Source organism: Nocardia farcinica (genome assembly GCF_001182745.1).
GTDB classification, from domain to species: domain Bacteria; phylum Actinomycetota; class Actinomycetes; order Mycobacteriales; family Mycobacteriaceae; genus Nocardia; species Nocardia farcinica.
Map to the genome: position 1 here is coordinate 782,745 of NZ_LN868938.1, position 22,815 is coordinate 805,559.

At 72.0% G+C, this 22,815-nt stretch carries 25 protein-coding genes; 9 read left to right on the forward strand and 16 right to left on the reverse strand.

Translation table 11 applies throughout. The annotated features are described in order from the left end of the window. Positions 1-20 precede the first annotated feature (20 nt). A complete protein-coding gene (locus tag AMO33_RS03865) occupies positions 21-1,268 on the forward strand; it encodes an arginine deiminase (RefSeq protein ID WP_011209810.1) in 1,248 nt (415 codons plus the stop codon). 1 nt (position 1,269) lies between these two features. On the opposite strand, the gene AMO33_RS03870 is transcribed toward AMO33_RS03865, so the two are convergent. Continuing rightward, positions 1,270-1,902, reverse strand: coding sequence for a TetR/AcrR family transcriptional regulator C-terminal domain-containing protein (locus AMO33_RS03870; protein WP_060590579.1), 633 nt, complete (start codon positions 1,900-1,902; stop codon positions 1,270-1,272). Between the two features lie 65 nt (positions 1,903-1,967). Between AMO33_RS03870 and AMO33_RS03875 the strand changes: the two genes are divergently transcribed. The 3 genes from AMO33_RS03875 (at position 1,968) to AMO33_RS03885 (ending at position 4,427) form a co-directional block, all read left to right on the forward strand. Continuing rightward, positions 1,968-3,416, forward strand: a complete 1,449-nt coding sequence (locus AMO33_RS03875; RefSeq protein ID WP_060590581.1) for an FAD-dependent monooxygenase — start codon at positions 1,968-1,970, stop codon at positions 3,414-3,416. Between the two features lie 11 nt (positions 3,417-3,427). Continuing rightward, the gene (locus AMO33_RS03880; protein ID WP_060593276.1) at positions 3,428-3,826 is read left to right on the forward strand and encodes a RidA family protein; all 399 of its coding nucleotides are present in this window, start codon (positions 3,428-3,430) and stop codon (positions 3,824-3,826) included. Between the two features lie 238 nt (positions 3,827-4,064). Next, positions 4,065-4,427: a cupin domain-containing protein gene (locus AMO33_RS03885; protein ID WP_011209806.1), complete on the forward strand. Its 363-nt coding sequence runs from the start codon at positions 4,065-4,067 to the stop codon at positions 4,425-4,427. A 92-nt stretch (positions 4,428-4,519) separates the two neighbouring features. On the opposite strand, the gene AMO33_RS03890 is transcribed toward AMO33_RS03885, so the two are convergent. From AMO33_RS03890 to AMO33_RS03940, 11 genes are all read right to left on the reverse strand, one after another. Then, the gene (locus tag AMO33_RS03890; RefSeq protein WP_041560207.1) at positions 4,520-5,434 is read right to left on the reverse strand and encodes a helix-turn-helix domain-containing protein; all 915 of its coding nucleotides are present in this window, start codon (positions 5,432-5,434) and stop codon (positions 4,520-4,522) included. A gap of 131 nt (positions 5,435-5,565) precedes the next feature. Further along, positions 5,566-5,916: a hypothetical protein gene (locus AMO33_RS03895; protein ID WP_011209804.1), complete on the reverse strand. Its 351-nt coding sequence runs from the start codon at positions 5,914-5,916 to the stop codon at positions 5,566-5,568. Next, on the reverse strand, positions 5,913-6,260 hold the full coding sequence (locus AMO33_RS03900; RefSeq protein ID WP_060590583.1) for a nitrile hydratase: 348 nt from the start codon (positions 6,258-6,260) through the stop codon (positions 5,913-5,915). Before AMO33_RS03900 ends, AMO33_RS03895 begins: the two co-directional genes overlap by 4 nt. Beyond that, positions 6,257-6,961 carry an alpha/beta fold hydrolase gene (locus AMO33_RS03905; RefSeq protein WP_060590585.1) on the reverse strand — a complete coding sequence of 235 codons (705 nt, stop codon included), beginning with the start codon at positions 6,959-6,961 and terminating at the stop codon, positions 6,257-6,259. Before AMO33_RS03905 ends, AMO33_RS03900 begins: the two co-directional genes overlap by 4 nt. Before the next feature lie 4 nt (positions 6,962-6,965). Continuing rightward, a complete protein-coding gene (locus AMO33_RS03910; protein WP_060590587.1) occupies positions 6,966-7,976 on the reverse strand; it encodes a carbon-nitrogen hydrolase family protein in 1,011 nt (336 codons plus the stop codon). Positions 7,977-8,165: 189 nt separating this feature from the next. Further along, entirely contained in the window at positions 8,166-8,984 is an 819-nt protein-coding gene (locus AMO33_RS03915) for a BKACE family enzyme (protein WP_060590588.1), read from the reverse strand. Then, entirely contained in the window at positions 8,981-9,781 is an 801-nt protein-coding gene (locus tag AMO33_RS03920) for a cyclase family protein (protein ID WP_060590591.1), read from the reverse strand. The genes AMO33_RS03915 and AMO33_RS03920 overlap by 4 nt, the downstream gene beginning before the upstream one ends. A 17-nt stretch (positions 9,782-9,798) precedes the next feature. Beyond that, the gene (locus tag AMO33_RS03925) at positions 9,799-11,100 is read right to left on the reverse strand and encodes an MFS transporter (RefSeq protein ID WP_060590593.1); all 1,302 of its coding nucleotides are present in this window, start codon (positions 11,098-11,100) and stop codon (positions 9,799-9,801) included. Between the two features lie 58 nt (positions 11,101-11,158). Then, positions 11,159-12,643: an aldehyde dehydrogenase family protein gene (locus tag AMO33_RS03930; RefSeq protein WP_060590595.1), complete on the reverse strand. Its 1,485-nt coding sequence runs from the start codon at positions 12,641-12,643 to the stop codon at positions 11,159-11,161. Between the two features lie 20 nt (positions 12,644-12,663). Then, positions 12,664-13,704 carry an amidohydrolase family protein gene (locus AMO33_RS03935; protein WP_060590597.1) on the reverse strand — a complete coding sequence of 347 codons (1,041 nt, stop codon included), beginning with the start codon at positions 13,702-13,704 and terminating at the stop codon, positions 12,664-12,666. A gap of 117 nt (positions 13,705-13,821) precedes the next feature. Continuing rightward, positions 13,822-14,766, reverse strand: coding sequence for a LysR family transcriptional regulator (locus AMO33_RS03940; protein WP_060590599.1), 945 nt, complete (start codon positions 14,764-14,766; stop codon positions 13,822-13,824). 234 nt (positions 14,767-15,000) lie between these two features. Here AMO33_RS03940 and AMO33_RS03945 point away from each other — a divergent pair, with 234 nt between their 5' ends. Then, entirely contained in the window at positions 15,001-15,966 is a 966-nt protein-coding gene (locus AMO33_RS03945; RefSeq protein ID WP_060590601.1) for an alpha/beta hydrolase, read from the forward strand. On the opposite strand, the gene AMO33_RS30910 is transcribed toward AMO33_RS03945, so the two are convergent. Further along, positions 15,875-16,540: a glycosyltransferase family 9 protein gene (locus tag AMO33_RS30910; protein WP_062954127.1), complete on the reverse strand. Its 666-nt coding sequence runs from the start codon at positions 16,538-16,540 to the stop codon at positions 15,875-15,877. The genes AMO33_RS03945 and AMO33_RS30910 overlap by 92 nt on opposite strands. Here AMO33_RS30910 and AMO33_RS03955 point away from each other — a divergent pair. Further along, positions 16,539-16,931: an oxygenase MpaB family protein gene (locus AMO33_RS03955; RefSeq protein ID WP_060590604.1), complete on the forward strand. Its 393-nt coding sequence runs from the start codon at positions 16,539-16,541 to the stop codon at positions 16,929-16,931. The two genes, AMO33_RS30910 and AMO33_RS03955, sit on opposite strands and share 2 nt — an antisense overlap. 4 nt (positions 16,932-16,935) lie before the next feature. Here AMO33_RS03955 and AMO33_RS03960 read toward each other — a convergent pair whose 3' ends face one another. Continuing rightward, positions 16,936-18,201 (reverse strand): lipase family protein, encoded by a 1,266-nt coding sequence (locus AMO33_RS03960; protein WP_060590606.1) that lies wholly within the window; start codon positions 18,199-18,201, stop codon positions 16,936-16,938. Between the two features lie 191 nt (positions 18,202-18,392). Here AMO33_RS03960 and AMO33_RS03965 point away from each other — a divergent pair, with 191 nt between their 5' ends. After that, positions 18,393-19,787 (forward strand): carotenoid oxygenase family protein, encoded by a 1,395-nt coding sequence (locus AMO33_RS03965; protein WP_060590608.1) that lies wholly within the window; start codon positions 18,393-18,395, stop codon positions 19,785-19,787. Between the two features lie 5 nt (positions 19,788-19,792). On the opposite strand, the gene AMO33_RS03970 is transcribed toward AMO33_RS03965, so the two are convergent. Both AMO33_RS03970 and AMO33_RS31285 read right to left on the reverse strand, forming a co-directional pair. Then, positions 19,793-20,707, reverse strand: coding sequence for a cutinase family protein (locus AMO33_RS03970; RefSeq protein ID WP_060590610.1), 915 nt, complete (start codon positions 20,705-20,707; stop codon positions 19,793-19,795). A 392-nt stretch (positions 20,708-21,099) separates the two neighbouring features. Next, positions 21,100-21,261, reverse strand: a complete 162-nt coding sequence (locus tag AMO33_RS31285) for a hypothetical protein (RefSeq protein WP_159005442.1) — start codon at positions 21,259-21,261, stop codon at positions 21,100-21,102. Positions 21,262-21,439: 178 nt separating this feature from the next. On the opposite strand from AMO33_RS31285, the gene AMO33_RS03975 reads away from it, so the two are divergent. Next, complete coding sequence (locus AMO33_RS03975; RefSeq protein WP_060590612.1) at positions 21,440-21,634, forward strand: hypothetical protein; 195 nt, start codon at positions 21,440-21,442, stop codon at positions 21,632-21,634. A 230-nt stretch (positions 21,635-21,864) separates the two neighbouring features. Beyond that, entirely contained in the window at positions 21,865-22,791 is a 927-nt protein-coding gene (locus AMO33_RS03980; RefSeq protein WP_060590614.1) for a TauD/TfdA dioxygenase family protein, read from the forward strand. Positions 22,792-22,815: the final 24 nt, after the last annotated feature.

Sequence of the window (22,815 nt, forward strand, 5' to 3'; positions counted from 1 at the left end):
CGTCGACGGAAGGTGGTTCGATGTCAACCCATCCCATCCCGCACGGAGTCCATTCCGAGGTCGGCCGCCTGCGCAAGGTGCTGGTCTGTGCGCCGGGCCTGGCGCATGAGCGGCTCACGCCCACCAACTCCGACGAGCTGCTCTTCGACGACGTGATGTGGGTGGAGGCCGCCCAGCGCGATCACCTGGACTTCGCCAACAAGCTCACCAACCGCGGCGTGGAGGTGGTGGAACTGCACGATCTGCTCGGCCGCACCCTCGAGCTCCCCGAGGCGCGGGCGTGGCTGCTCGACCGCAAGATCGTCGCGAACCGCGTCGGGCTCGGTCTGGTGGAGGGCACCCGCGCCTTCCTGGATTCGCTGCCGCCGCGGGAACTGGCCCGCTACCTCATCGGCGGCCTGTCGACCGCGGATCTGCCCGCCGACTACCGCAGCGACTATCTCGCCCTGGCCCGCGAATCGCTCGGCAGACCCGAATACCTGCTGCCGCCGCTGCCCAACACGCTCTACACCCGCGACACCACCTGCTGGATCTACGGCGGGCTCACCATCAATCCGCTCTACTGGCCCGCCCGCCACGACGAGCCGCTGCTGATGCAGACCATCTACCGCTTCCACCCCGACTACGCCGCCGACACCGTGTGGTGGGGTGATCCGGAAAAGGACTGGGGGCAGGCGACTCTCGAAGGCGGCGACGTGATGCCGATCGGCAACCGCAGCGTGCTGATCGGCATGAGCGAGCGCACCTCCCGGCAGGCGATCACCCAGCTGGCCAAGGCGCTGTTCGAGGCCGGCGCCGCCGATCGGGTGGTGGTGGCCGGGATGCCGAAGCTGCGCGCGGCCATGCACCTGGACACCGTGTTCACCTTCGCCGACCGGGATCTGGTGGTCGTCCATCCGCGCATCGTCGACGGCATCCACCCGTTCACCCTGCTGCCCGACGACGCCGCGCCGGGCGTGCGGATCGTCGACGAGGCGGGCACCCCCTTCGTCGACGTGGTCGCGCGCGCCCTCGGCCTCGATCGCCTGCGCGTGGTGGAGACCGCCGGTGACGCCTACGCCTCCGAACGCCAGCAGTGGGATTCGGGCAACAACGCCGTCGCCCTGGAGCCCGGCGTGGTGTTCACCTACGACCGCAACACCCTCACCAATGCCGCGCTGCGCCGCGCCGGGGTGGAGGTGATCACCATCGTCGGCGCCGAACTCGGCCGCGGCCGGGGCGGCGGGCACTGCATGACCTGCCCGCTGGCGCGCGACCCGATCGACTGACTCATTCGCCGGGCGTCGTGCCGCGCAGGATCGCGGTGAGGCCGAATTCGAAACGCTCGTCGAAGGATTCGGCGTCGAGGTGGGGCAGGACCCGGTGCAGCGCGGGATGGGTGGTCGCGGAGACGGCCGCGGCGAGGCGGCCGGGCAGCGCGCCCGTGACGGCCTGCTCCTCCTGGGTGAGGCCGAGGGTGAAGTAGATGATCGTCCAGGTGGTCCACGCGGCGCCGCGTTCGGTGCGGCCGTCGTCGAGCAGGGCGGCGACCACGGCATCGGCGAAGCGCAGGGTGTTCGCCTCCGCGGCGTAGGTGCCGACGACGAGGGCGGCCCCGTCGCGGTGGGCGAGCATCGCCGCGCGCAAGCGGCGCGCCAGTTCGCGCACCCGCTCGGGTGCCGCGGTGGGCAGGTCGTCGTAGCCGATCTCGCCGACGATCGCGTCGGCCATGAGTTCGAGCAGCCCGGTCTTGGTCTTCACATGCCACAGCACGGTGTTCATGCGCACGCCGAGCCGCTCCGCGATCGCCCGGGTGGACACGGCCGCCAGGCCGCGCTCGTCGAGCACCGCGAGGCCGGTGGCGACCACGCGGTCGACGTCGAGGCGGTCGGCGCCGCGGCCATCCCCTTGCTTCTTGGTCACCGACCTAGTTTACTCGGATCCGCACTCTTGGTCACTGACCAAACAATCGAGAGAACAGGTGAACGATGGACAGGACAGGCGTTGTCATCGCCGGTGGGGGACCGGTGGGGTTGTGGTTGGCCGCGGAACTGCGGCTCGGCGGGGTGCCGGTCACGGTCGTGGAGGCGCGCGATCGGCGTGACGAGCGCTCCAAGGCGCTCACCGTGCACCCGCGCACCATCGAGATCCTGGCCTCGCGCGGCGTGCACGGACCGTTCCTGGCCGAGGGCGTCCCGATCCGGGGCGGCCATTTCGGCGTGCTGGACACCCGGCTGGATTTCGGGGTGCTGGACAGCCCGTTCCCCTACACCCTGGCGCTGCCGCAGGCGCGCACGGAGGAACTGCTCGAGGAGCGCGCCCGCGCGCTCGGCGCGCGGATCCTGCGCGGGCACCGGGTGGTCGGGTTCACCGAGGAGGCGGACCGGGTGACCGTGGCGATCGAAGGACCCGCCGGACCCGCCCGCATCGAGGCCGCGTACCTCGCCGGATGCGACGGCACCCGCAGTACGGTCCGCGCCGCGGCCGGGATCGGCTTCCCCGGCACGCCCGCGACGTTGGCCGGCTGGCTCGGCGACGTCGTGCTGGACAACCCGCCCGAGGGCGGCTTCGGCCACTTCGGCCCGGAGGGCACGCTGCTCGTCGTCGCGTTGCCCGGCGGGCTGCACCGCATCGTCGGCCTCACCCCGCAGGACGTGACGACCGAATGGCCGGGCGAGTTCACCCTGGCGGAATTGCGGGCCAAGACGGTGACGCTGGCGGGTCACGACTTCGGCATGCGCGCGCCGGTGTGGTTGTCCCGCTACGGCAATGCCACCCACCTGGCCGACCACTACCGCCGGGGCCGGGTCGTGCTCGCCGGTGATGCCGCGCACCAGCACTTCCCGGCGGGTGGCGTCGGAATGAACGTCGGCATCCAGGACGCGCACAACCTGGGCTGGAAACTGGCCGCGACGCTGACCGGCCGCGCCCGCCCGGAACTGCTGAACACCTACGAGACCGAGCGACGGCCGGTCGGCGCGGAACTGACCGACACCAGCCGCGCACAGGTCGCACTGATGTCGGCGTTCTCGCCGGAAGGACTGCGGTTGCGCGCGTTGCTCACCGAGATGCTGGCGAACAACCCGCAGCTGAACAAGGATCTGGCCGAACGCGTCAGCGGCCTGGCCGTGCGGTACCGGCCCGCGCCGGACGCGCACCCACTGACCGGTACGCGGGCGCCGGATCTGCGGTTCGGTGCCACCGGGCTGTTCGAGCTGCTGCACGGCGGCGAGCACGTCCTGCTCGACCTCACCGGCGCCGGCGACCCGGGCTCCCGCCCGGGGCTGCTCGCACACACCGCCCGGCCCGAACACCTGCCCGGGGACTGGTCCGGCGTCGGAGCCGCGCTGATCCGCCCCGACGGCCACATCGCCTGGGCCGCAGCCACTCTCGACCACCGATCCATCGACGCCGTACTCACCGGCGCGCACCTGTGAAGGAGACCCCCATGACTCGCCGACACCTCAATCCGACCGGGCTGCACGCACTCCCGGAGCTGATCACCCAGGTGGTCGCCGTGACCGGCGGCACCCTGGTGCACCTGTCCGGCCAGGTCGCCTGGGACGAGCACGGGACGGTCGTGGGCGCGGGCGACCACGCCGCCCAGGCCGCGCGGATCGCCTCCAACATCGATACCGCCTTGGCAGCGGTCGGCGCGAGCCGCGCGGACATCGTCAAGGAGACGATCTACGTCGTCGACTACCGCCCCGAGATACTGCCCGCCATCCTGAGCGCCCTGCGCGGGGAGTCGGGCCGCCCGCCCGCGAGTACGCTCGTCGGCGTCGCGGCACTGGCGTTTCCGGAGCTCCTGCTCGAAGTGGAGGTCGTCGCCGCCCTCGACAACTGAGGCACGCCGGTGGCGGTCTCCTGATCGAAGGGTCGGCGATGTACGCGCCCGATTCCGAGCCGCCGCCGGGGTCGGGCAGCCGCCGATCTCGACGACCCCGGTGCCGCCGGGTGCACCTCTTGCGCATCGCCCCGGACCGGCGAACGATTGACTGTGCGGTAGCTGCGGTGGTGGGCCGGGCGTAATGCGTTCAGGTGGACCGTCACATGTCGGCGCCGACGACGACAAGGAGGACGCCATGTCCACCATCATCCGCAAGAATTTCGACGCACCCGAGGAGACCAGGCCCTTCGAGCAGGGCAAGGGCAAGCTCGATCTGGTGGATCTCGACAGCGGCCCGGTGGGGCGGGCGGTGTTCGAGCCCGGCTGGCAGTGGTCGCTGCACGTCAAGCCGATCGCCGGGACCGACAGCTGCCAGGCACCCCACATGGGCTACTGCCTGTCGGGTCGGCTGGCGGTGCGGATGGACGACGGTGAGCAGGAGGAATTCGGGCCGGGCGACCTGATGGTGGTACCGCCCGGCCATGACGCGTGGGTCGTCGGCGACGAGGCCTGCGTCATGCTCGACTGGCAGGGCGTCGCCGACTACGCCAAGCGTTAGCCACTACCCCGCCACACCGCGGCGACGACCCGCCGACGTTCGCCGCCATCGAAGCCGTGCTGGTCGAAGCCGACGACGCTGGTCTGTCGTGTTCACCGTCCGGCGACGCGCGCGGCGAACGCGCTGGGGGTGAGTCCGAACCGGCTCTTGAACGCGCGGGAGAAGTGGGTGGGGTCGGCGAAGCCGCAACGGGCCGCGACCACCGACACCAGGACGGCGGGGTTGGCGGCGATCTCCGCGCGCGCCCGGTCCAACCGCCTGGCCTGGATCCAGCGGCCCGGCGTGGTCTCGCGCTCGGCGAACAGCTTGAACAGGTAGCGCGGCGAGACGTGCAGGGCACGGGCGAGGGCGGCGGCGTTGAGCGCGGGGTCGGCGAGGTGTTCCTCGGCGTAGGTCCGGGCGCGCCGCAGCAGATCCTCCTGCGCGGGGGAGTGCGGCGTGCTCGTGCCGGCCACGGTCCGCAGCAGGGCGGTGCCCAGTGCCGCGGCCTGCCAGCACAGGCTCTGGTGGGTGTCCTCGGTCAGGGTGTCGCGCTGCTCGGCGACGCTGGTGACGAACGCGCCGAACACCGCGCCGATGCCGCCCGCGCCGGGCAGTGCGCGGGCGGTCAGGTCACCGATCGCCTGCTCCACTTCGCGCAAGTGGGTGCGCGGCAGCAGCAGCACGCGGGTGACGAAGGGCGTGGGGAAGCGCAGCGTGTACGGGCGGGCGGGGTCGTAGACGACCAGGTCGCCGGGCCCGACGGCGGCCACCCGGCCGTCCTGTTCGACGAACCCGCGGCCGCGCGTCTGTAATCCGATCATCACCGAGTCGGTCGGGTTGCGGCGCACCAGGCCCGGCGAGCGCGCCACATCCTGGGGCGCCGCGTCGACGGTGGTCAGATGGCAGAGTTCGCCGTGTCCGACCTGGACGAGGGCGCCGCGGAAGGATGCCGGGTCGGGCGTGCTGGCGCGCAGCGCGACGAACGCCTCGCTGATCGAGGTCTCCCAGTGATCGAAGTCGCCCATGTTCGACGATGCCATCTCGCTGACGTGCTGCTGTCCTGCCCCGGCAACGCTCGGGCAACCAGGGTGGATGTCACCGTACCCGCGTCCGTCCACGGTGTCGACGGATGCGGCGGGTTGCCCGAGCGTGGCCGTCACTCCCGCTCGCGCGCGGCCCAGTGCGACCGCAGGTCCCGCAGCAACCAGGTGAGTTCCTCGGCGGGAATGAGGAACCCGCCGACCCCGGTGGTGAACAGGATGTCGTAGATCCGGCCGGTCACCTCCGCGAGGCGGGCGGCCGGGTCCTCGTGTTCGGCCGGCGGCGCGGGCAGCAGGATGGTGATGGTGTCGCTGCGCTGCTCGACGACCTCGAGCCGGTAGTCGCCGTCGGGCAGATACCCGAAGTGGCGCAGCAGTTCGGCGCGCGGGTCGGCGAGCAGCCGGGCGCGGGCCGCCGCATCGGTGGACAGCACCCGGTAGTGGTCGGTGAACACGTCGTGGGTCACGATGCGTTGCCTTCCTGCTCGGCGGCCCAGCGACGATGTGCCTGCCGCATCGCCAGCAGCGCGACCTTGGCGTGCTGCGGCAGGATCCAGCAGAACTGGTCGCCGCTGCGCCACAGGTCCATCTGGTTGACGATCTCGTCGCCCGATCCGCCGTCGTCGGCGGCGGGCGGGACGACGTAGTACAGCGTGTCGCGGCGCTGCACGCGGACGTCGATCCGCAGCCCCGGCGGCACCTCGACGCCCAGCCGGGCCAGCGCGGCGGCCGGATCGGTGCGCAGTTCGTCGGCGAAAGCCGGGTCGCGCCAGGCCCGTTCGGTCAGCGCCCGTTCGAGATCCTCGCTCATCGCGGTGCCTCCTGGGCGAGCTCGAGCAGGGTGGCGCTCACCTCGCCGGCGTGGGTGAGCAACGCCATGTGCCCGGCGTCGAGGGTGACGACCGCCAGGCCGTCGTCGGCGGCCCGGCGCGCGACGTCGTCGAAGTAGGCCGGGGCCGCGGTGCAGTGGATGTAGGTACCGGGCAGTGCGCCCGGGGCGGGCGCGTCCGGCACCGGCTGTTCGTGGGTGGCGATCGGCATCGGGGTCGGGCGGTTGTCGTCGAAGCCCTCGCCCAGTTCGGGGAAGAAGGCCGCGGCGTCGACCGGCCGCACCAGCCAGGGCCGGTCCGGCAGGCGCAGCTGCTGGAAGGCCTCGCGCTGCCACGGCAGCAGGTCCCAGGCCGCCTCGCCCGCCCGGGGCAGGAACGCGTCGAGGTAGACCACGTGGGCGATCCGCTCGGGCACCCGCGCGGCGGCGCCGGTGATCACCATGCCGCCGTAGCTGTGCCCGACCAGGATCACGTCGGTCAGCCGCTCCCATTCCAGCAGCCGGGCCACGTCGTCGATGTGGGTGTGCAGGCCGACGTGTTCGCCGGCCAGATGGTGCCGGTCGGCCATGCCGGTCAAGCTGGGCGCGTGGACGCGGTGGCCCGCCTGCTCCAGACGGGCCCGGATGTCCGCCCAGTGCCAACCGCCTGCCCAGGAGCCGTGGACCAGGACGAAAGTGCTCACGGCGTCACCGCACCGCGGGTTCGGCGTCGTCGGCGCTCTCGGCCGGGCTCGCCACACTGAGCGCGACCTGCCGGACCACACTGCGCGGCCGCGGATCCCACAGCAGTTGCAGCACATCCGGGCGGCTGTAGTGGCCGACCGGGTCGGCCGCGCTCTTGGCCACCGCCACGGCCGAGGACTCGAGGTCGGCGTAGACCAGGCCCTCCTCGGTCTCCGGCAACGCCGTGCCCAGCTCCCGCCCGTCCGGGCCGTAGATCTGGGCGAAGCCGCCGCCGGGCAGCAACAGTTCGCGCTTGGCCGGTGTGTCGCAGAACAATTCGACACCGGCCTCGTCGATCACCGCGCACGGCGAGAGCACGAAGCACTGGCCCTCGACCGCGTACTGGCGGGCCGCGCCGGTGTTGACCTCGGGGCCGAGCGCGTACGCGGCGCCCCGGTAGACCGAGAAGCTCGGCCAGGCCGCCACGTGGATCTGCTCGTGCTGGGAGTACATCGCGTACTTGGTCAGCGGCTGCAGATGCTCCCAGCAGCACAGCGCGCCGAGGCGGCCCAGCTCGGTGTCCACCACCGTCAGGTTCGAGCCGTCGCTCTCACCGAAGACGGTGCGCTCGACGTGGGTCGGCTTGAGCTTGCGGCGGGCGGCGAGCACTTCGCCGTCGGCTCCGATGATCGCCTGGCCCATGTACAGCGAACCGCCGTCGCGCTCGCTGTGCCCGGTCACCACCGTGATCGCGCTGCGGCGGGCCGCCTCGCGCAACCGGGCGAACAGCGGGCCGTCCAGCGCGAGCGAGTTGTCGAAGTAGCGGGCCACGAACTGCATGCCCCACGCCGGCGAATCCAGCCACAGCCACCACGGGTAGCCGGGCACGAACGTCTCCGGGAAGGCGATCAGCGCCGCCCCGTTGTCGGCCGCCTCCTCGATCAACGCGACGCACTTGTCCACCGTCGCGGCGCCGTCCAGCCACACCGGTGCCGCCTGCACCGCCGCGGCGCGGAAACTGTCTCGCTGACTCATCGTCGACTCCTCACTGTCGTTTCGTGTTCGGCCAAACCTAGGAACCGGCGACCCGGCGGATCCGACTGCGAGTGCACCGGCGTCCGACTCCGAGTGCACGAACGCCCGGCGGCCCCTCACCACCGCCGGGCGTTCGCGCACCACCACACCGGAGCACGGCCACGGCGGGCGGCGTGTCCGGCGCGGTGGTCACCGGGCGGGCAGGCCGAGCAGCGTTTCGGCTTCCTCGACCCCGGCGATGCCGCGATCGAGGTCCTCGGCGAGCCGGACCGCGCGGCGCACCAGCGGGAGATTGCCGGGGCTGAGTTCGCCCTTGCGCAGGTGCAGGGTGTCCTCCAGGCCCGCCCGCGCGTTGCCGCCGAGCGCCAGCCCCATCGCGGTGAGGGGCAGGTTGTTGCGGCCGATCGCGATCACCTGCCAGATCGAGCCCTCGGGCAGGCGGCGCACCATGGTGAGCAGGTTGTCGGCGGTGGCGGCCATACCGCCCGCGACACCGAGCACGATGGAGAACTGCAGCGGGCCGTCGCCGAGCAGGCCCTGGTCCCGCAGCCGCAGGCACGCCTCCAGGTGGCCGGTGTCGTAGATCTCCAGTTCCGGTTTGACGCCGAGTTCGAGCATGCGGGCGGCGAGTTCGCGTACCTGCTCGGGCGGGTTGCGGAATTCGCCCGCACCGAAGCTCATACTGCACGGATTCAGCGTCGCCATGCGCGGGCGCAACTCCACCAGGGCCGCGCGCTCGGCGAACGGCACCTGCAATCCCACGCCGGTGGAGAGCTGGATCAGGATCGGGCAGCGTTGCGCGATCAGGTCCATGGTGCGGCGGGCGATCGCGGGATCGGCGGTGGGCCGCTGGTCGGCGTCGCGCAGGTGGATGTGCGCGACCGCCGCGCCCGCCTCGTAGGCGGCGGCGACCGCGTCGGCGATCTCCTCCGGCTGGGTGGGCAGGTGCGGGTTGTCGGTGGTGGACGCGATCGGCCCGGTCGGGGCGACGGTGATGACAGCACTCATCGGGTGACTCCAGCGTGGTCGGAACGGTCGTCGAAGACGGCCACGGCGCGGGTCCACCCCGCCGAGGCCGCGTGGATCTTCACCGGGAAGCAGCAGATCTCGAATCCGCTGGCGGGCAGGGCTTCCAGGTTGTGCAGTTTCTCCAGGTGGCAGTAGCCGATGTCACGGCCGACCCGGTGCCCTTCCCAGATGATCGCCGGATCGCGCTCGCGCGCATAGCGTTTCGCGGTGTGGGTGAAGGGCGCGTCCCAACTCCAGGCGTCGGTGCCGGTCAACCGCACGCCGTGGTCGAGGAGATAGCGGGTGGCCTCGCGGCCCATGCCGCAGCCGGAGTTCACGTAGTCCGGGTCACCGTAGCGGGTACCGGCGGCGGTGTTGATCACGACGATCTCGAGCGGGCGCAGCCGGTGGCCGATGCGGTCCAGTTCGGCGGCGACGTCGTCGGCGGTGACCACGTAGCCGTCGGGGAAGTGCCGGAAGTCGAGTTTGACCGCCGGTTGCAGACACCACTCCAGCGGGATCCGGTCGATCGTGGCAGCGGGGCGGCCGCCGTCCATGACCGCGGAATAGTGGTAGGGGGCGTCGAGATGGGTGCCGTTGTGGGTGGTCAGGTGCAGGCGTTCGATCGCCCAGCCCTCCCCGTCGGGCAGGTCCCGCGCGGTGGCGCCGGGGAAGAAGGCGAGCAGGTCGGCGGCGGTGTCGGCGTGGGTGTGGTATTCGATCTCGGGAAGCAGGCCGGGCGGGTCGGAGGCGATGCCGGCCCGCAGCGGTACCGAGAGGTCGACGAATCTGCGCATGGTGAGCCTTGTCGTGGTCAGCGGGCGAGGGCGGCGCGGCTGGTCTCGCGCGTGCGGGTCAGCACGAGCAGACCCAGCACGGCGCAGGCGGTTCCCCACAATCCCGGGGCGGCGTGCCAGCCGGTGGCGGTGATCAGTTGGCCGCAGACGTAGGGGCCGAAGCCCGCCGCGACGATGGTGCCGAGGTTGAAGCCCAGCGAGGTGCCCGTGTAGCGGGTGCGGCCGGGGAACAGTTCGGCGAAGGTGGTGTAGACCGATGCGGAGACGAACGGCTCGATCGCGGTGAACAGCAACAGGATCGGCGCGATCAGCCACAGGTTCGTCGTGGCGTCGACGACGAGGAACAACGGCAGTGACAGCAGCGCCGAGGCGGCGAACCCGGCGCGGGCGATGGGCCTGCGCCCGAGCCGGTCGCTGAGCTGGCCCATCACCGGGAACAGCGCGGCGGTCACCAGCAGCAGCACCCCGAGCAGGGTGTAGACGTGCACCGGGTCGAGGTCGCTGATCTGGACGAGATGGATGCCCAGATACAGCTTGGCCAGAAAGCCGGGGCCGAGGACCGCGATGGTGAGTCCCGCGACGCGCAGCACGTCGGGCAGGTGGCCGCGCAACACGTCCCGCACCGGGGTGCGGGTCACCTCGGCGCCCGCGACGATGGCGGCGAACTCCGGCGAGTCCTCCAGCCGCAACCGCAGGAACAGGCAGCCCACGGTCATCGGCAGGCAGAGCAGGAACGGCAGGCGCCACCCCCAGTCGCTCATCTGCGCGCCGTCGAGCGCGGCATTGGTGGTGGCCACGACCAGGGCCGCGACCGCGAACCCCAGGCCGATCCCGAGGGCGGGCAGCGAGCCGTAGACCCCGCGGCGGCGGCTCGGCGCCATCTCCACGATGTAGGTCTGCGCGCCGGTGAATTCCCCACCGGCCGACAGCCCCTGCACCAGTCGCAGCACCAGCAGCAGGGCGGGGGCGAGCAGCCCGGCGGTGGCGTAGGTGGGCAGCAGGCCGATCGCGATCGATGCCCCGCCCATCAGGAAGATGGTGGCCATCAGCACGCTGCGGCGGCCGACCCGGTCGCCCCAGGCGCCGAACAGGATGCCGCCCAGCGGCCGGGCCAGGTAGCCGCCGCCGAAGACCGCGAGCGCGGCGAGGGTGGAGGCGGTGGGGTCGTCGGCAGGGAAGAACTGCGGGGCGAACACCACCGCGAGGAAGCCGTAGATGGTGAACTCGTAGAACTCGACCGCGCTGCCCACCGTGCTGGCGACCGCGGCGCGGCGCAACATGGTGGGGTCGACGGCGGTTGTCTTCAGGGGAACGGTCATGTGCCGTCCTTCCGCGTTGAAGGGGGCCGATAGTGGTGGTGGAGTAGGGGTTTCGTGGTCAGGGTCGGCAGACGTCCTGCGCCGGGGACCAGCGCGGGATCGGCGTGGTGCCCGAGGGCAGCCGCAGGCTCTTGCTGTAGCCGAACTCGTGCAGGGTCTCGAGCGCGTGCTCACGGCCGTAGCCGCTGTGCCCGACCCCGCCGAACGGGGTGCCGGTGAACGCGCGGTGGTAGTGGTTGACGAACACCATGCCCGCGCGCACGGCGCGGCTGACCCGCAGCGCGCGTTCGGCGTCGGCGGTGAACACCCCGGCGACCAGGCCGAAGTCGGTGTCGTCGGCGATGGCGAGCGCCTGCTGTTCGTCGCGGAACGGCAGCAGGCAGGTGACCGGGCCGAAGATCTCCTCGCGCGCGATCCGCATGTCCGGGCGCACGTCGGTGAACAGGGTGGGTGCGACGAAGTGGCCGCGCGCAAGCCGCGGATCGGTGGGCAGGGCGGCGCGGGCGAGGACGGTGGCGCCCTCCCGCACGCCGAGTTCCAGGTACTCCTCGACGCGCGCCTTGTGCGCGGCGGTGACCAGCGGGCCGACGTGCGTGCCGGGATCGGCGCCGTTGCCGACGCGCAACCGGCGCACCGCCGCGGCCATCCGCTCGGCGACCTCGTCGAAGCGGTCGACGTGCACCAGGATGCGGGAGGCGGCGGTGCATGCCTCGCCCTGGTTGAAGAACGCCGCTTCGATCGCCCACGGGATCGCCGAATCCAGGTCGGCGTCGTCGAAGATCAGCAGCGGGTTCTTGCCGCCCAGTTCCATCAGTGTCGGCGTGAGATTCGTGGCGGCGGTGCGCAGGACGGCCGACCCGGTGGACGGTGCGCCGGTGAAGGAGATCTTGCCGATGCCGGGATGCCCGGCCAGCGCCGCGCCCACCGGGCCGCCGCCGAGGACGGCGTGCACGATGTCGTCGGGCAGGATCTGCTGCACGATCTCCACCATCCGCAACACCGACAGCGGTGCCTGTTCCGGCGGTTTGATCACCACGGCGTTGCCCGCGGCCAGCGCGGGCGCCAGCTTGCCCGCGGTGTGCAGCGGCGGCCAGTTGAACGGCACGATCGCCGCCACCACCCCGTACGGTTCCAGGGTGGTGATGTCCAGGGTCGGTCCGGCGTCGCGGACCGCGCCGGGCATCGCCTCGCACAGGCCGGCGAACAGGTCGAAGATGGCGACGGCGGCTTCGAGATCGAATCCGCGGGCCTGCGTGAACGGTTTGCCGTTGTCGCTGGTTTCGAGCCGGGCGATCTCGTCGGCGTTGTCCCGGATGGCGTCGGCGATGCGGCGCAGCCAGCGGCCGCGCTCGCGAGGGCTGCGGGCGCGCCAGGCGGGTTGGGCGGCGTGGGCGGCGCGCACCGCCGCGTCCACCTGGTCGGGTCCGGAGCCGTGCAGGGTGGTGATGACGGCGCCGGTGGCGGGGTTCTCGACGGCGAGCCGGTCGGCGTCGTCGGTGGACGACCAGCGCAGGCGTTCGACGGTGGGGGCGGAAGTGGTCATGGTGTCTGTCCTGTCCGGGGTCACGGGCGGGGGGTGGAGGCGAGGGGGCGCAGACCGAGCCGGTGCGCGTTGTCGACGGTGATCGCGTCGAACTCGGCGGGGTCGAGCACCGCGGCGAGCCGGGCGATCGCGTCGGAGTCGCCCATGTCGAACGGGAAGTCGGTGCCGAGCAGCACCCGGTCGGGGCCGGCCGCGGTGATCAGCGCCCGCAGGGCGACGGGGGAGTGCACGAGCGAGTCGAACCAGAGCCTGCGCAGGTAGCTGCTCGGCGGTGCGGCGCAGCCGCGGGCCTCCGGCCGGTGCTGCCAGGCGTGATCGGCGCGGCCGATGAACGCGGGCAGGTATCCGCCGCCGTGCGCGGCGATCACGGTCAGATCGGGGAAACGGTCGAGCACGCCGCCGAAGACGAGATGCGACAGGGCGACCGCGTGTTCCACCGGCTGGCCCACCGAGTTCGACAGGTACCAGCGGTCCAGCCGCGCGTCCAGCGTGCAGCCCCACGGGTGCAGCAGCACGACCGCGCCGAGTTCGCCGGCCCGCGCCCACAGCGGGTCCAGGCGCCGGTCGGACAGTTCGATGGTGTCGGCGCCGACGGGCGCGTGCGAGGACACCTCGATACCGCGCAGCCCGTGGCCGAGCACGGCGTCCTCCAGTGCCGCCACCGCCAGGTCCGGATGCTGGAGCGGAACGACGCCGAGGCCGGTGAGCCGGTCCGGGGCGAGCGCGCAGTGCGCGGCCACCCCGGCGTTGGTGGCTTCGGCGACCTCCCTGGCCAGGCCGCGGTCGGACCAGTGGTGGTACTGGGTGGGCACGACCGAGACCAGCTGCGCGCCGATGCGGGCGGCGTCCATGGCGGCCAGGCGGGCGTCGATGTCGGTGAGCAGGGCGCGCCGCAGCGCGGCCTGCTCGGCGTTGGTGGCCGCGGACTCCGGTCCCAGCCGCCGGGCCTCGAGGGCGGCCGCCGCGGCGTACCCGGGCCGGCCGGACACCAGCTCCTCGACGGTGTCGAGCCAGACGTGCGCGTGCACGTCCAGCGCGAGGGGTGGCAGGGCAGCAGACATCGCGGAACCTCCGAAGAACGCGGACGGACGGGCGGATCGGCCCGAGGTGTCTTCGATTCTTCGAGGGTCACCAGCGCAAAGGAAGACAATTCTTCCGATGCGCGCTATAGACCGCGTCTATGCCTGGAGGTCGAGGTCGGCGAGGATGCCGCGCAGCCACGCGTGGCCGGGATCGCCGTCGTGCATCGGATGCCACCAGAACGCCTCGACCAGCGGTACCGCGTCGAACGGGCAATCCAGCACCCGGAAGTCCGGTCCACTCGCCACCAGCTTCGCCACCCGCTCCTGGAGCAGCGCGATCGCCTCCGTCCCGCGAATCAACTGCGGCAGGGCCAGAAACGACTCGGTGACCGCGCAGACGCGCGGCACCACCCCGAGCAGTTCCATCTGCCGCCACGCCGGGGCCCGGCCGAGCGGGTCGACGAAGGTCGCGACCCACGGCAGCGCGCGCAGGTCGGCCATCGTCAACCGCTCACCCACCCGCGCGTTGTCGGCCGCCACGACACACACCCAGCGGTCGGTGTAGAGGTCGATCGCGCGCGGCAGGTCGAGGTACCCGTGCGGCATGAAGACCCCGTCGATCGTCCGGTAGAAATCGTCCTCCCGGCTGATCGCCTCGGTGGTCACCGGGATGAACCGCACCCGGGCGTGCGGCGCCGCGCGGGTGAGCCGGGCCATCAGCGGCCCGCCCGCCACGCTGATGCCGTGATCGGAGGACACGATGGAGAACTCCCGATGGGTCCGGGAGGGGTCGAACTCGGCTTCCGCGCCGAACACCCGCTCGACGGCCGCCACCGCCACCGCCGCCAGCGGGTGCAGTTGCTCGGCGAAGGGCGTCAGCACGTAGCGATTGCCCGACCGGGTGAGCAGTTCGTCACGGAAGTGCCTGCGCAGCCGGGCGAGCGCGCTGGACAGGGTCGGCTGGCTGCGCTGCAGGCGGGCGGCCGCGCCGGTGACACTGCGTTCGGTCAGCAAGGCGTGCAGGGCGTGCAGTTGCGGCAGATCCAGGTGCGCGAGCCGGGGATCGACCCCGGACCGCCCCGGCGTGTCGGGCTCGGCCATGCGCCGGTGCTACCGCTCGCCGCCACGCCACCGCCGGGCTGCCGCTCCGTCGGGTGGGTGCGGGAGGTGGGGCGAGCGCATGGCGTCACCGTAGCAACCCCTCGGCGGGGCATGTCCCGATCCGGGGTTTTCCCGGCCCGTCGCGAGGGGCGCGGCCGGGTGTCGACGGGAAGACTGGGGACGGCGCCCGGGCATCGGCCCGGTCGGCGCCTCCACCCGGCGAAAGGGACCGACATGGCAGGCAATCCGCACAACCTTCCGCTCGAGGCGGCCGCGCAGGAATTCGTCGACGCGACCTCGCAGCCGCCGTTCCTGTACCAGCTGCCGCCGGAGGAGGGCCGCAAGGCGGTGGACGCGGTACAGGATTCGCCGATCGAGAAGCCCGCGATCGACGAGCAATGGATCACCGTGCCGGGCGGGCCGACCGGTTCGGTGCGGGCCAGGATCGTCAAGCCCCCGGCCGTCGAGGGCCCGCTGCCGGTGATCGTCTACACGCACGGGGCGGGCTGGGTGTTCGGCAACGCGCACACCCACGACCGGCTGGTGCGCGACCTGGCGATCGGCGCCCGGGCCGCGGTGGTCTTCCCCGAGTACGACCGCTCGCCCGAGGTGCACTACCCGGTCGCGAACGAACAGTCCTACCGGGTGGCGCAGTGGGTGGCGGCCGAGGGCGCGAGCAAGGGGCTCGACAGCACGCGGATCGCGGTGGCCGGGGACTCGGTGGGCGGCAACATGGCCATCGCGCTGACGCTGATGGCCAAGGAGCGCGGCGACCTGTCCTTCGTGCAGCAGGTGCTGTTCTACCCGGTGACCGACGCGAACTTCGACACCGGCTCCTACGAGCAGTTCGCCGAGGGCTACTTCCTGAGCCGGGAGGGCATGCGGTGGTTCTGGGATCAGTACACCACCAGCGAGTCCGACCGGGCCCAGATCACCGCCTCCCCGTTGCGGGCGAGCATCGAGCAGCTGGCCGGTCTGCCGCCCGCCCTGGTCATCACCGCGGAGGCCGATGTGCTGCGCGACGAGGGCGAGGCCTTCGCCGGCAAGCTGCGCGCCGCGGGCGTGCCGGTGATCCAGACCCGCTACGGCGGAATCATCCACGACTTCGTCATGGTGAACTCGATGCACGGCACCGAAGCGGCCCAAGCCGCGGTCGCCCAAGCGGTCTCGGTGCTCCGTGCGGCGCTCCACGGCGCCTGACGGTGCTGCCGGGTGCCCCGTGCCTGCGGGCGGCGAGCGCGCGCGCCACCGCCGAGAACCGTTCGGGTGGCCAGCGTTTCGCGCCGTAGCGGCCGCCGGGGTGGACCAGCGTCGCGCCCGGGCGCGGCGACGGGACGGCGGGCTCGACGAGCCACACCTCCTCCGGGTCGGCGGGGATGCCGTGTGCGCGGACCATGCGGCACCAGCGGTGGCGTTCGGGCAGATCGTCGTGCCAGTCCGGGCCGGACCAGCCGCCGCCGGCGTGGCCGATGCGGCGGCGCGGGGTCAGCGCGTCGAGGATGGTGGTGCTGGGTGGGCCCGCGCCGTGCAGGTTCACCGCGACGTCGGGTGGGGTGTCGAGGGTGAACGGCACGAGACCGGTGAGCGGGACGAAATCGTCGACGGCGTCGAGCAGCGGCACCATCGGCGCCAGCCAGCCGGTGGCGGCGAGGCTGATCCGATGTTCGGGCAGTGCGCGCCGCAGCGCGTGCAGTGCCGGGACCGCGACGAGCAGGTCACCGAGTTTGAGCGCACGTAACGCGACGGCGCGGGGGCGGTCCGGCGATGCGGGCATGCGGTCCTCCGTCGGCGTGGCGTGGCCGGTGACGGCCTCGTGGGTGCGGGGATACCCGGGAGCCCGCCCGGCGAACCGGTGTCCCTATCTGGCCGTCGCCCTGTGGGGCACCGACGAGGAACGCGCCGCCTATCGGGCCGCGACCGACAGTTCGCACCGGCACGTCCGCTCGGGTCCGGACCGGTTCTTCACCACCGGCTTTCTGCCGCAGCGGTTCCGCGACGAACTCGACCTGTCGTGGGGGCCGCGCCGACAGCGTGCCTTCGAGGTGATCATGCGGGCCATCGGTGAGGTGCTGCGCCGCGGACCGCAGCGGCGGCGCCGATACCCGTTGAGCAAGCACCTGGCGGACATGCGGCGGCGGCGCGCACTCGGCAAACCGCTGGTCTGAGGCGCTAACGGGGCAGGGGAGTAGGCGCGAGATCATTGCCGGGGCCGACCTCGGCGCAGTTGGTGCCGGGCGGCCTCCCGGCGAACCGATCGGTGAGGAAGCGGGCGGCCTCGGCTTGGAAGGGCGCGAACGCGGCCCCGTGATCGAGCCCGGCGAAACGGGTGTAGGTGACCGCGACACCGCGCGTGCAGTACTCGTGCGCCAGGCCCGCCACATCGGCGGTGACCATCACCGAATCGCCGACCGCGTCGGCCTGGCCGACCGCGAGCAGCAGCGGGATCGCCGGGGTGCCCGCCGTGCCCATGATGTTGTCGTCCACCGCGGCCACCACCGACGGCACATCCAGCAGCGAGGTGTAGGGCGCGCGCACCATGTCGGCGTCGGTGAGTCCGGGGTAGGCGGCGGCGAATTGGCCGATACAACCGGTCTCCACCTGCGCGACAACCTCGGCGCCGCGCGCGGACAGGAACGCGGCGGGATCGAGGCCGTAGGCGCGGGTGTAGGCCACCACCAGCGCGGGGATGACGCCGGCCCACTGCGCGCTGCCGCTGATGTAGGGCAGATTGTGGGCCAGATCGACGGGCAGGCCGCCGGCCGCGGCGCCGACGAGGTTCAGTTCCGGCGCGTACCGGGGGGCGACCTCGGCGGCCCACTGGGTGGGCACCGAGCCACCGGAGTAGCCGATCATCGCCACGGGTGTGGAGGCAGGCAGCGCCAACACGCCGAGTGCCGCGCGGATTCCGTCGAGCGCGGCGTATCCGGACTGCCTGCCGACGGTCCATTCCAGCCGCGGCCCTTCGTAATCGGGCACCACCACGGTGTATCCGGCGGCGAGATACCCGGCGATCACGGCCTGTTCGGCCAGCGCCACGCCGCTGTCGCCGTGGCCGGTGAGCGTGTAGGACGGATCGCATTGCGAGCCGAGCGCGTCGTAGGCCATGTGGTAGGACATCAGCCGCACCGGACCGGGCAGCAACGGCCGCAGCACCGTGGCCACGGTGGTCACCGGGCGGTCGAACTGGTCGGTGGTGCGGTAGAGCGCCTGGGTGCTCGACACCGGCGTGGTGAGATTCGGCGCGGCGAAGGGCACGGGCCGGGTGCGTAGCACGGTGCCCGGTGCCACTCCGGTCAGCGGCGCATCGTAGCTGTAGAAGGGGTCGTCCGCGGGCGGGGGCTGGGCGAAGGCGGCACCCGCGGAGACCAGCGCGGAGACCAGCACGAGGGCCAGCGCCGCGGCCGCCGAGCCCAACAGACGCGCGATCGGTGCCATCGCCGATCCTCCCTCGGCTGCCGCTCGAAGAAACCGCACCTCGACGGGCATCCGTCGGTGTGACGGCGACCTCGCCGAGGCCGCCGGACGGAACTGATTCCTGCCGTACTACGCCGAGAGAACGATAGCCGACGCGTATCGTTTCCGACAGGCCCGCGACGGCCGGGGCCACCAGCCGAGGGGAGACCCGGATGACCACCTCCACCCCACCCGCGCCGGTGGACCTCGCCCGCACCCCGTACCTGAGCGGTGTCTTCGCCCCGCAGCGCCGCGAGGTCGAGGCGGTGGACCTGCCGGTCACCGGCACCATTCCGCCCGACCTGCACGGCACCTACTTCCGCAACGGCCCGAACCCGCGCTTCGACCCCATCGGTACCTTCGTCTACCCGCTCGACGGTGACGCGATGGTGCACCGCGTCCGGATCGAGGACGGACGCGCGAGCTACCTCAACCGCTTCGTCCGCACCCCGATGGTGGTGGCCGAGGAGCGTGTCGGACACGCGCTCTGGGCGGGGATCACCGACCCCTACACGCCCGGCGCCGATCTGGTCGGTCCCGAACTCGCGGGCACCAGCAGGCACCTGCCCGACATCAACGTCGTCGCGCATTCGGGCAAGCTGCTGGCGATGGCCGAGAGCGACCTGCCCTACCGGATCGACCCGGCCGACCTGGCCACGCTCGGCCGCGACGACTGCGGTGGCGCGATGGCGCTGGGCAGCACCGCGCACCCCAAGATCGACCCGGGCACCGGCGAGTTGGTGCTGTTCACCTACCGGCTCGAGTCGCCCTACCTGGCGTGGTCGGTGGTGAGCCGGGCGGGCGACGTGCTGCGCGCGCCCACCCCGGTCGACGGCGTCACCGAGCCGATCATGATCCACGACATGGCGCTGACCGAGCGGTATCTGGTGCTGGTGCTCGCCCCGCTCGTCTTCGACATCCCCGCCCTGTTGAACGGCGGCTCGCTGCTGGACTGGCGCCCCGCCGCGGGCACCAGGATCGCGATGATCCCGCGCGACGGCGGTCCGGTGCGGTGGGCCGAGACCGACACCTTCTGGGTCTGGCACTTCGCCAACGCCTTCGACGACGACCGGGGCCGGATCGTGCTCGACTACGTCCAGTGGAACTACCCGAGCGGCCTGGCCCGGGTGAGCACACCCCAGCGCGGCGGCGTGGTCCGTGCCGTCGTCGATCCCGCCTCGGGAGCGGTGGCCCGCGACGAGATCGCCATGCACCCGGTGGAATTCCCCCGGATCGACGACCGCCGCATCGGCCGCCCGCACGGGGTCGTCGCCACGGCGGGCAGGCGCGACGGCTCCGGCGACCGCACCGCGCTGTTGTTCGTCGACACCGAACGGGGCACCGAAACCTGGTGGGATGCCGGCGATCACGCCGTCGGTGAGCCGATCCATCTGCCCGGCGCCGAGCACGCCTACTGGGGAACCCTCGCCACCGACCGACGCGACATGTCCTCGTGGTTCCATATCCTCGCCGCCGCCGACCCGGCGGCCGGACCGGTGGCCTCGGTACGGATGCCGATCCGGGTGCCCGCCGGATTGCACGGCACCTGGGTGCCCGCGGCGGGGTAGCCCCGTCAGCGGCGGATCACCTCCAGGAGGCGACGGCGCAGCCAGCTCAGCGCGGTGGTCTCGTCACGGCCGACTCGGTAGTGCGGATAGCTCTGGTGCACACCGGAATTGAGGAAGTCGTCCACCTGCCTTCTGCGCTCCTCGTAGGCCGCGGCGTTGAGCTGGTCGGCGAGCAAGCCGAGCCCGCCCGCCGCGAGGGCGTCGGTGATCAACTGGTCGGCCTGCCGCTGGTAGCTGTCGATCTTCGCGGGATCCGGATTCGACAGCTGGACGACGAATCCGGCGATCCGCCCGGCGAAATCCCCGTCGGGCATGGCGCAGTACAGATCGCCCGGCGCGCAGAAGGTGTAGGTGGTGCGGCTGAGCCGGCCGAACCCGCCGATGCGGGGACCGACCGCGCCCGCCCCCGGCACCGGGGGACCGATGAGGTTGTCGGTGGGGGAGCGGCGCGGATCGGCGATCAGCCCGACCAGTTCGACCCGGTGGGGGGCGACCACACCGAGCCCGGTGCCGATCTCGGCGGCCAGATCCCCGGCCGCGTCGGCGCCCTGACTGTAGCCGAGCAGCGCGAAACGGGTGGCGTCGCACGACTGCGCGACCGCCGCCACCGCCTGCCGCGCCTTGACGAACGCCTCGTTCTTCGAGCGGCCGTAGACCTCGCCCTCCCAGGGGAACGCGGTGGCCGGATAGTGCACGAACTCGACCGCCACGTCACCGGGCAGGTCGTCCACCACCGCGGCGAGCATGCCGCGCCCCGGCTCGGTCACGGAGGTCTCCCAGGTCCCCGGGATCGCCACGACGAAGAGATCCGGGCAGCGCGGCGGTGCCGCGTGCACGGCCGGGGCCAGGGTGAGCGGGAGGCCGCCGATCAGGGCTGCGGCCGCGCAGGTCGCGGCGATCGTCTGCCGGCGTGTGACCATGATGCACCCCCGTATCCCGCTTACCGGAGCGCGTCGCGCGCCCGGCTGCCGACGGGGGTGCGGTCGGTTGCCGTCCGGAGAACGTCGAGTCCATCCATGTCGTCGCTCCTCGTCGAGCCCGACCATCGCGATGCCCGGAGTCCCGGCGTGAGAGACGATGGTCACTGAACAGAATCACTATTAACTTACCATTTGTATCGCCCCGTGGGGAGAGGCTGGAAGTAGGCGTTATCCCCTTGATATCGGAGTTCTGATACCTGCCGTACCCGGGCTTCCGCGGTCATCGCAGCAAGAATTGCGAGTCACCTGGACGGCCGGGCTCGTACCGTGCAGAAGACTGCTCGGCATGGGTCCGGGCACGTGCGCGGGCCCGCGCGCCGCCGGCAGGTGGGTCAGTCCACCTGCTCGCCCGCGGTGACCGGCTCGCCGGACGGGCTCGGTTCGGCGAGCGCGTGCGGCCCGGAATGTCGCTCGGTCACCTCACCGCGGCGGGTCGCGTCGGTGGTCGAGCGGATTCGCGCGCTCGCGCTGGCGCTCAGGCTGGTGCCGCACATCAGGGGCTCCTCGCGGTAGGGGCCGATATCGACTCCTGAAAAATACCCGCCTGAGCTGGGCGGAAATCCCATCCCATCGGTCGGTTTCGGCCTCTCCCGACGGCGGGGTGCGCCGACGCGCCGCCGGTGTCCCACCGGCAAACAAGGCCGATCGGTCGGTTCAAGTTATCCTGCCACCGTGCAGGTGGGTGATCTGGTGAGGGTGACCGAATCCGGCATCTCGGTGTTCCGGATCGTGCAGATCGACGGTGAGCAGGCGTTCATCGAGGCGTCCGAACTCCCCGAGGACGCCCCCGGCCGCTATCCGTTCCCGGTCCCGCTGAGCCGTCTGGTTCCGGCCGACGCGGCCGAGCGACCCGGCTCGGGAGAGTGAGCGGCGTCGCCGCTACGGGTCAGCAATCGCGGTGGTCGACGGCGCCCGGCGGGAATCAGCACGGCGTGTCGCGCCCGGGCCGCCTGTCGTGTCGCCCGCGTGACCTGCGTGGACGCGCCGATCGGCGGTCGCCACGGGATTTCGAATCCCGCTGAGGACAACCCTGCCCGCCGACGCGCGCGGCTGATTCCATCGGTGTCGATCGTGAGGTTCGAGCGAAAGGCACTGCCATGTCCGTCGTTTCCCAATCCGCCGTGCGGGCGGTCAAGCTCGGAGCGCACATCGGCGCGGTGGTCGAGGGGGTGCGGCTCGGCGGCGACCTCGACCCGGAAACGGTGACGGCCGTGCGCGCGGCGCTGCACGAGCACAAGGTGATCTTCTTCCGCGGCCAGGACCACCTCACCGAGGACGGCCAGTACGAGTTCGCGCAGTTGCTCGGCACGCCGACCACCCCGCATCCGACGGTCACCTCCGCCGGGGTCAAGAGCCTGGCCATCGACTCCCGGCACGGGCGCGCCAACAGCTGGCACACCGACGTCACCTTCGTCGACCGCGTGCCCAAGGCCTCGATCCTGCGGGCCGAACGGCTGCCCAGCTACGGCGGCTCCACCACCTGGGCCTCCACCGTCGCCGCCTACAACTCGTTGCCCGATCCGCTCAAGCGGCTCGCCGAGGGTCTGCGGGCCCGCCACACCAACCTCTACGACTACGCCGCCGAGGCCGAGGACCGCCCGGACGAGAACGTGCGCGCCTACCGCCGCGAATTCGAATCCACCTACTACGAGACCGAGCACCCGGTGGTGGAGGTGCACCCCGACACCGGCGAGCGTGCCCTGCTGCTCGGGCATTTCGTGAAGCGGATCGTCGGCCTGCCCAGCACCGAATCGCACGCGCTGTTCCGGCTGTTCCAGGATCGGGTGACCCGGCTCGAGCACACCACCCGCTGGCACTGGGCCCCCGGCGACGTCGCGATCTGGGACAACCGCGCCACCCAGCACTACGCGATCGACGACTACGACGGCAGCGAGCACCGCAGGCTCACCCGCATCACGCTGGCCGGATCGGTGCCGGTGGGCGTGGACGGGCGGCCCAGCACCGTGATCGCCGGGAACGCCGATCACTACACCGCCGCCGAGACCGCGATCCGGGCCGCCTGACCACCGATCGAGCACTCCGAGGAA

Coding starts and splice junctions, on each gene's coding strand:
- AMO33_RS03865 (WP_011209810.1), top strand. CDS start 21: ATGTCAACCCATCCCATCCCGCACGGAGTCCATTCCGAGGTCGGCCGC.
- AMO33_RS03875 (WP_060590581.1), top strand. CDS start 1,968: ATGGACAGGACAGGCGTTGTCATCGCCGGTGGGGGACCGGTGGGGTTG.
- AMO33_RS03880 (WP_060593276.1), top strand. CDS start 3,428: ATGACTCGCCGACACCTCAATCCGACCGGGCTGCACGCACTCCCGGAG.
- AMO33_RS03885 (WP_011209806.1), top strand. CDS start 4,065: ATGTCCACCATCATCCGCAAGAATTTCGACGCACCCGAGGAGACCAGG.
- AMO33_RS03890 (WP_041560207.1), bottom strand. CDS start 5,434: ATGGGCGACTTCGATCACTGGGAGACCTCGATCAGCGAGGCGTTCGTC.
- AMO33_RS03900 (WP_060590583.1), bottom strand. CDS start 6,260: ATGAGCGAGGATCTCGAACGGGCGCTGACCGAACGGGCCTGGCGCGAC.
- AMO33_RS03910 (WP_060590587.1), bottom strand. CDS start 7,976: ATGAGTCAGCGAGACAGTTTCCGCGCCGCGGCGGTGCAGGCGGCACCG.
- AMO33_RS03915 (WP_060590588.1), bottom strand. CDS start 8,984: ATGAGTGCTGTCATCACCGTCGCCCCGACCGGGCCGATCGCGTCCACC.
- AMO33_RS03920 (WP_060590591.1), bottom strand. CDS start 9,781: ATGCGCAGATTCGTCGACCTCTCGGTACCGCTGCGGGCCGGCATCGCC.
- AMO33_RS03925 (WP_060590593.1), bottom strand. CDS start 11,100: ATGACCGTTCCCCTGAAGACAACCGCCGTCGACCCCACCATGTTGCGC.
- AMO33_RS03930 (WP_060590595.1), bottom strand. CDS start 12,643: ATGACCACTTCCGCCCCCACCGTCGAACGCCTGCGCTGGTCGTCCACC.
- AMO33_RS03935 (WP_060590597.1), bottom strand. CDS start 13,704: ATGTCTGCTGCCCTGCCACCCCTCGCGCTGGACGTGCACGCGCACGTC.
- AMO33_RS03940 (WP_060590599.1), bottom strand. CDS start 14,766: ATGGCCGAGCCCGACACGCCGGGGCGGTCCGGGGTCGATCCCCGGCTC.
- AMO33_RS03945 (WP_060590601.1), top strand. CDS start 15,001: ATGGCAGGCAATCCGCACAACCTTCCGCTCGAGGCGGCCGCGCAGGAA.
- AMO33_RS03955 (WP_060590604.1), top strand. CDS start 16,539: ATGCGGTCCTCCGTCGGCGTGGCGTGGCCGGTGACGGCCTCGTGGGTG.
- AMO33_RS30910 (WP_062954127.1), bottom strand. CDS start 16,540: ATGCCCGCATCGCCGGACCGCCCCCGCGCCGTCGCGTTACGTGCGCTC.
- AMO33_RS03960 (WP_060590606.1), bottom strand. CDS start 18,201: ATGGCACCGATCGCGCGTCTGTTGGGCTCGGCGGCCGCGGCGCTGGCC.
- AMO33_RS03965 (WP_060590608.1), top strand. CDS start 18,393: ATGACCACCTCCACCCCACCCGCGCCGGTGGACCTCGCCCGCACCCCG.
- AMO33_RS03970 (WP_060590610.1), bottom strand. CDS start 20,707: ATGGTCACACGCCGGCAGACGATCGCCGCGACCTGCGCGGCCGCAGCC.
- AMO33_RS31285 (WP_159005442.1), bottom strand. CDS start 21,261: ATGTGCGGCACCAGCCTGAGCGCCAGCGCGAGCGCGCGAATCCGCTCG.
- AMO33_RS03980 (WP_060590614.1), top strand. CDS start 21,865: ATGTCCGTCGTTTCCCAATCCGCCGTGCGGGCGGTCAAGCTCGGAGCG.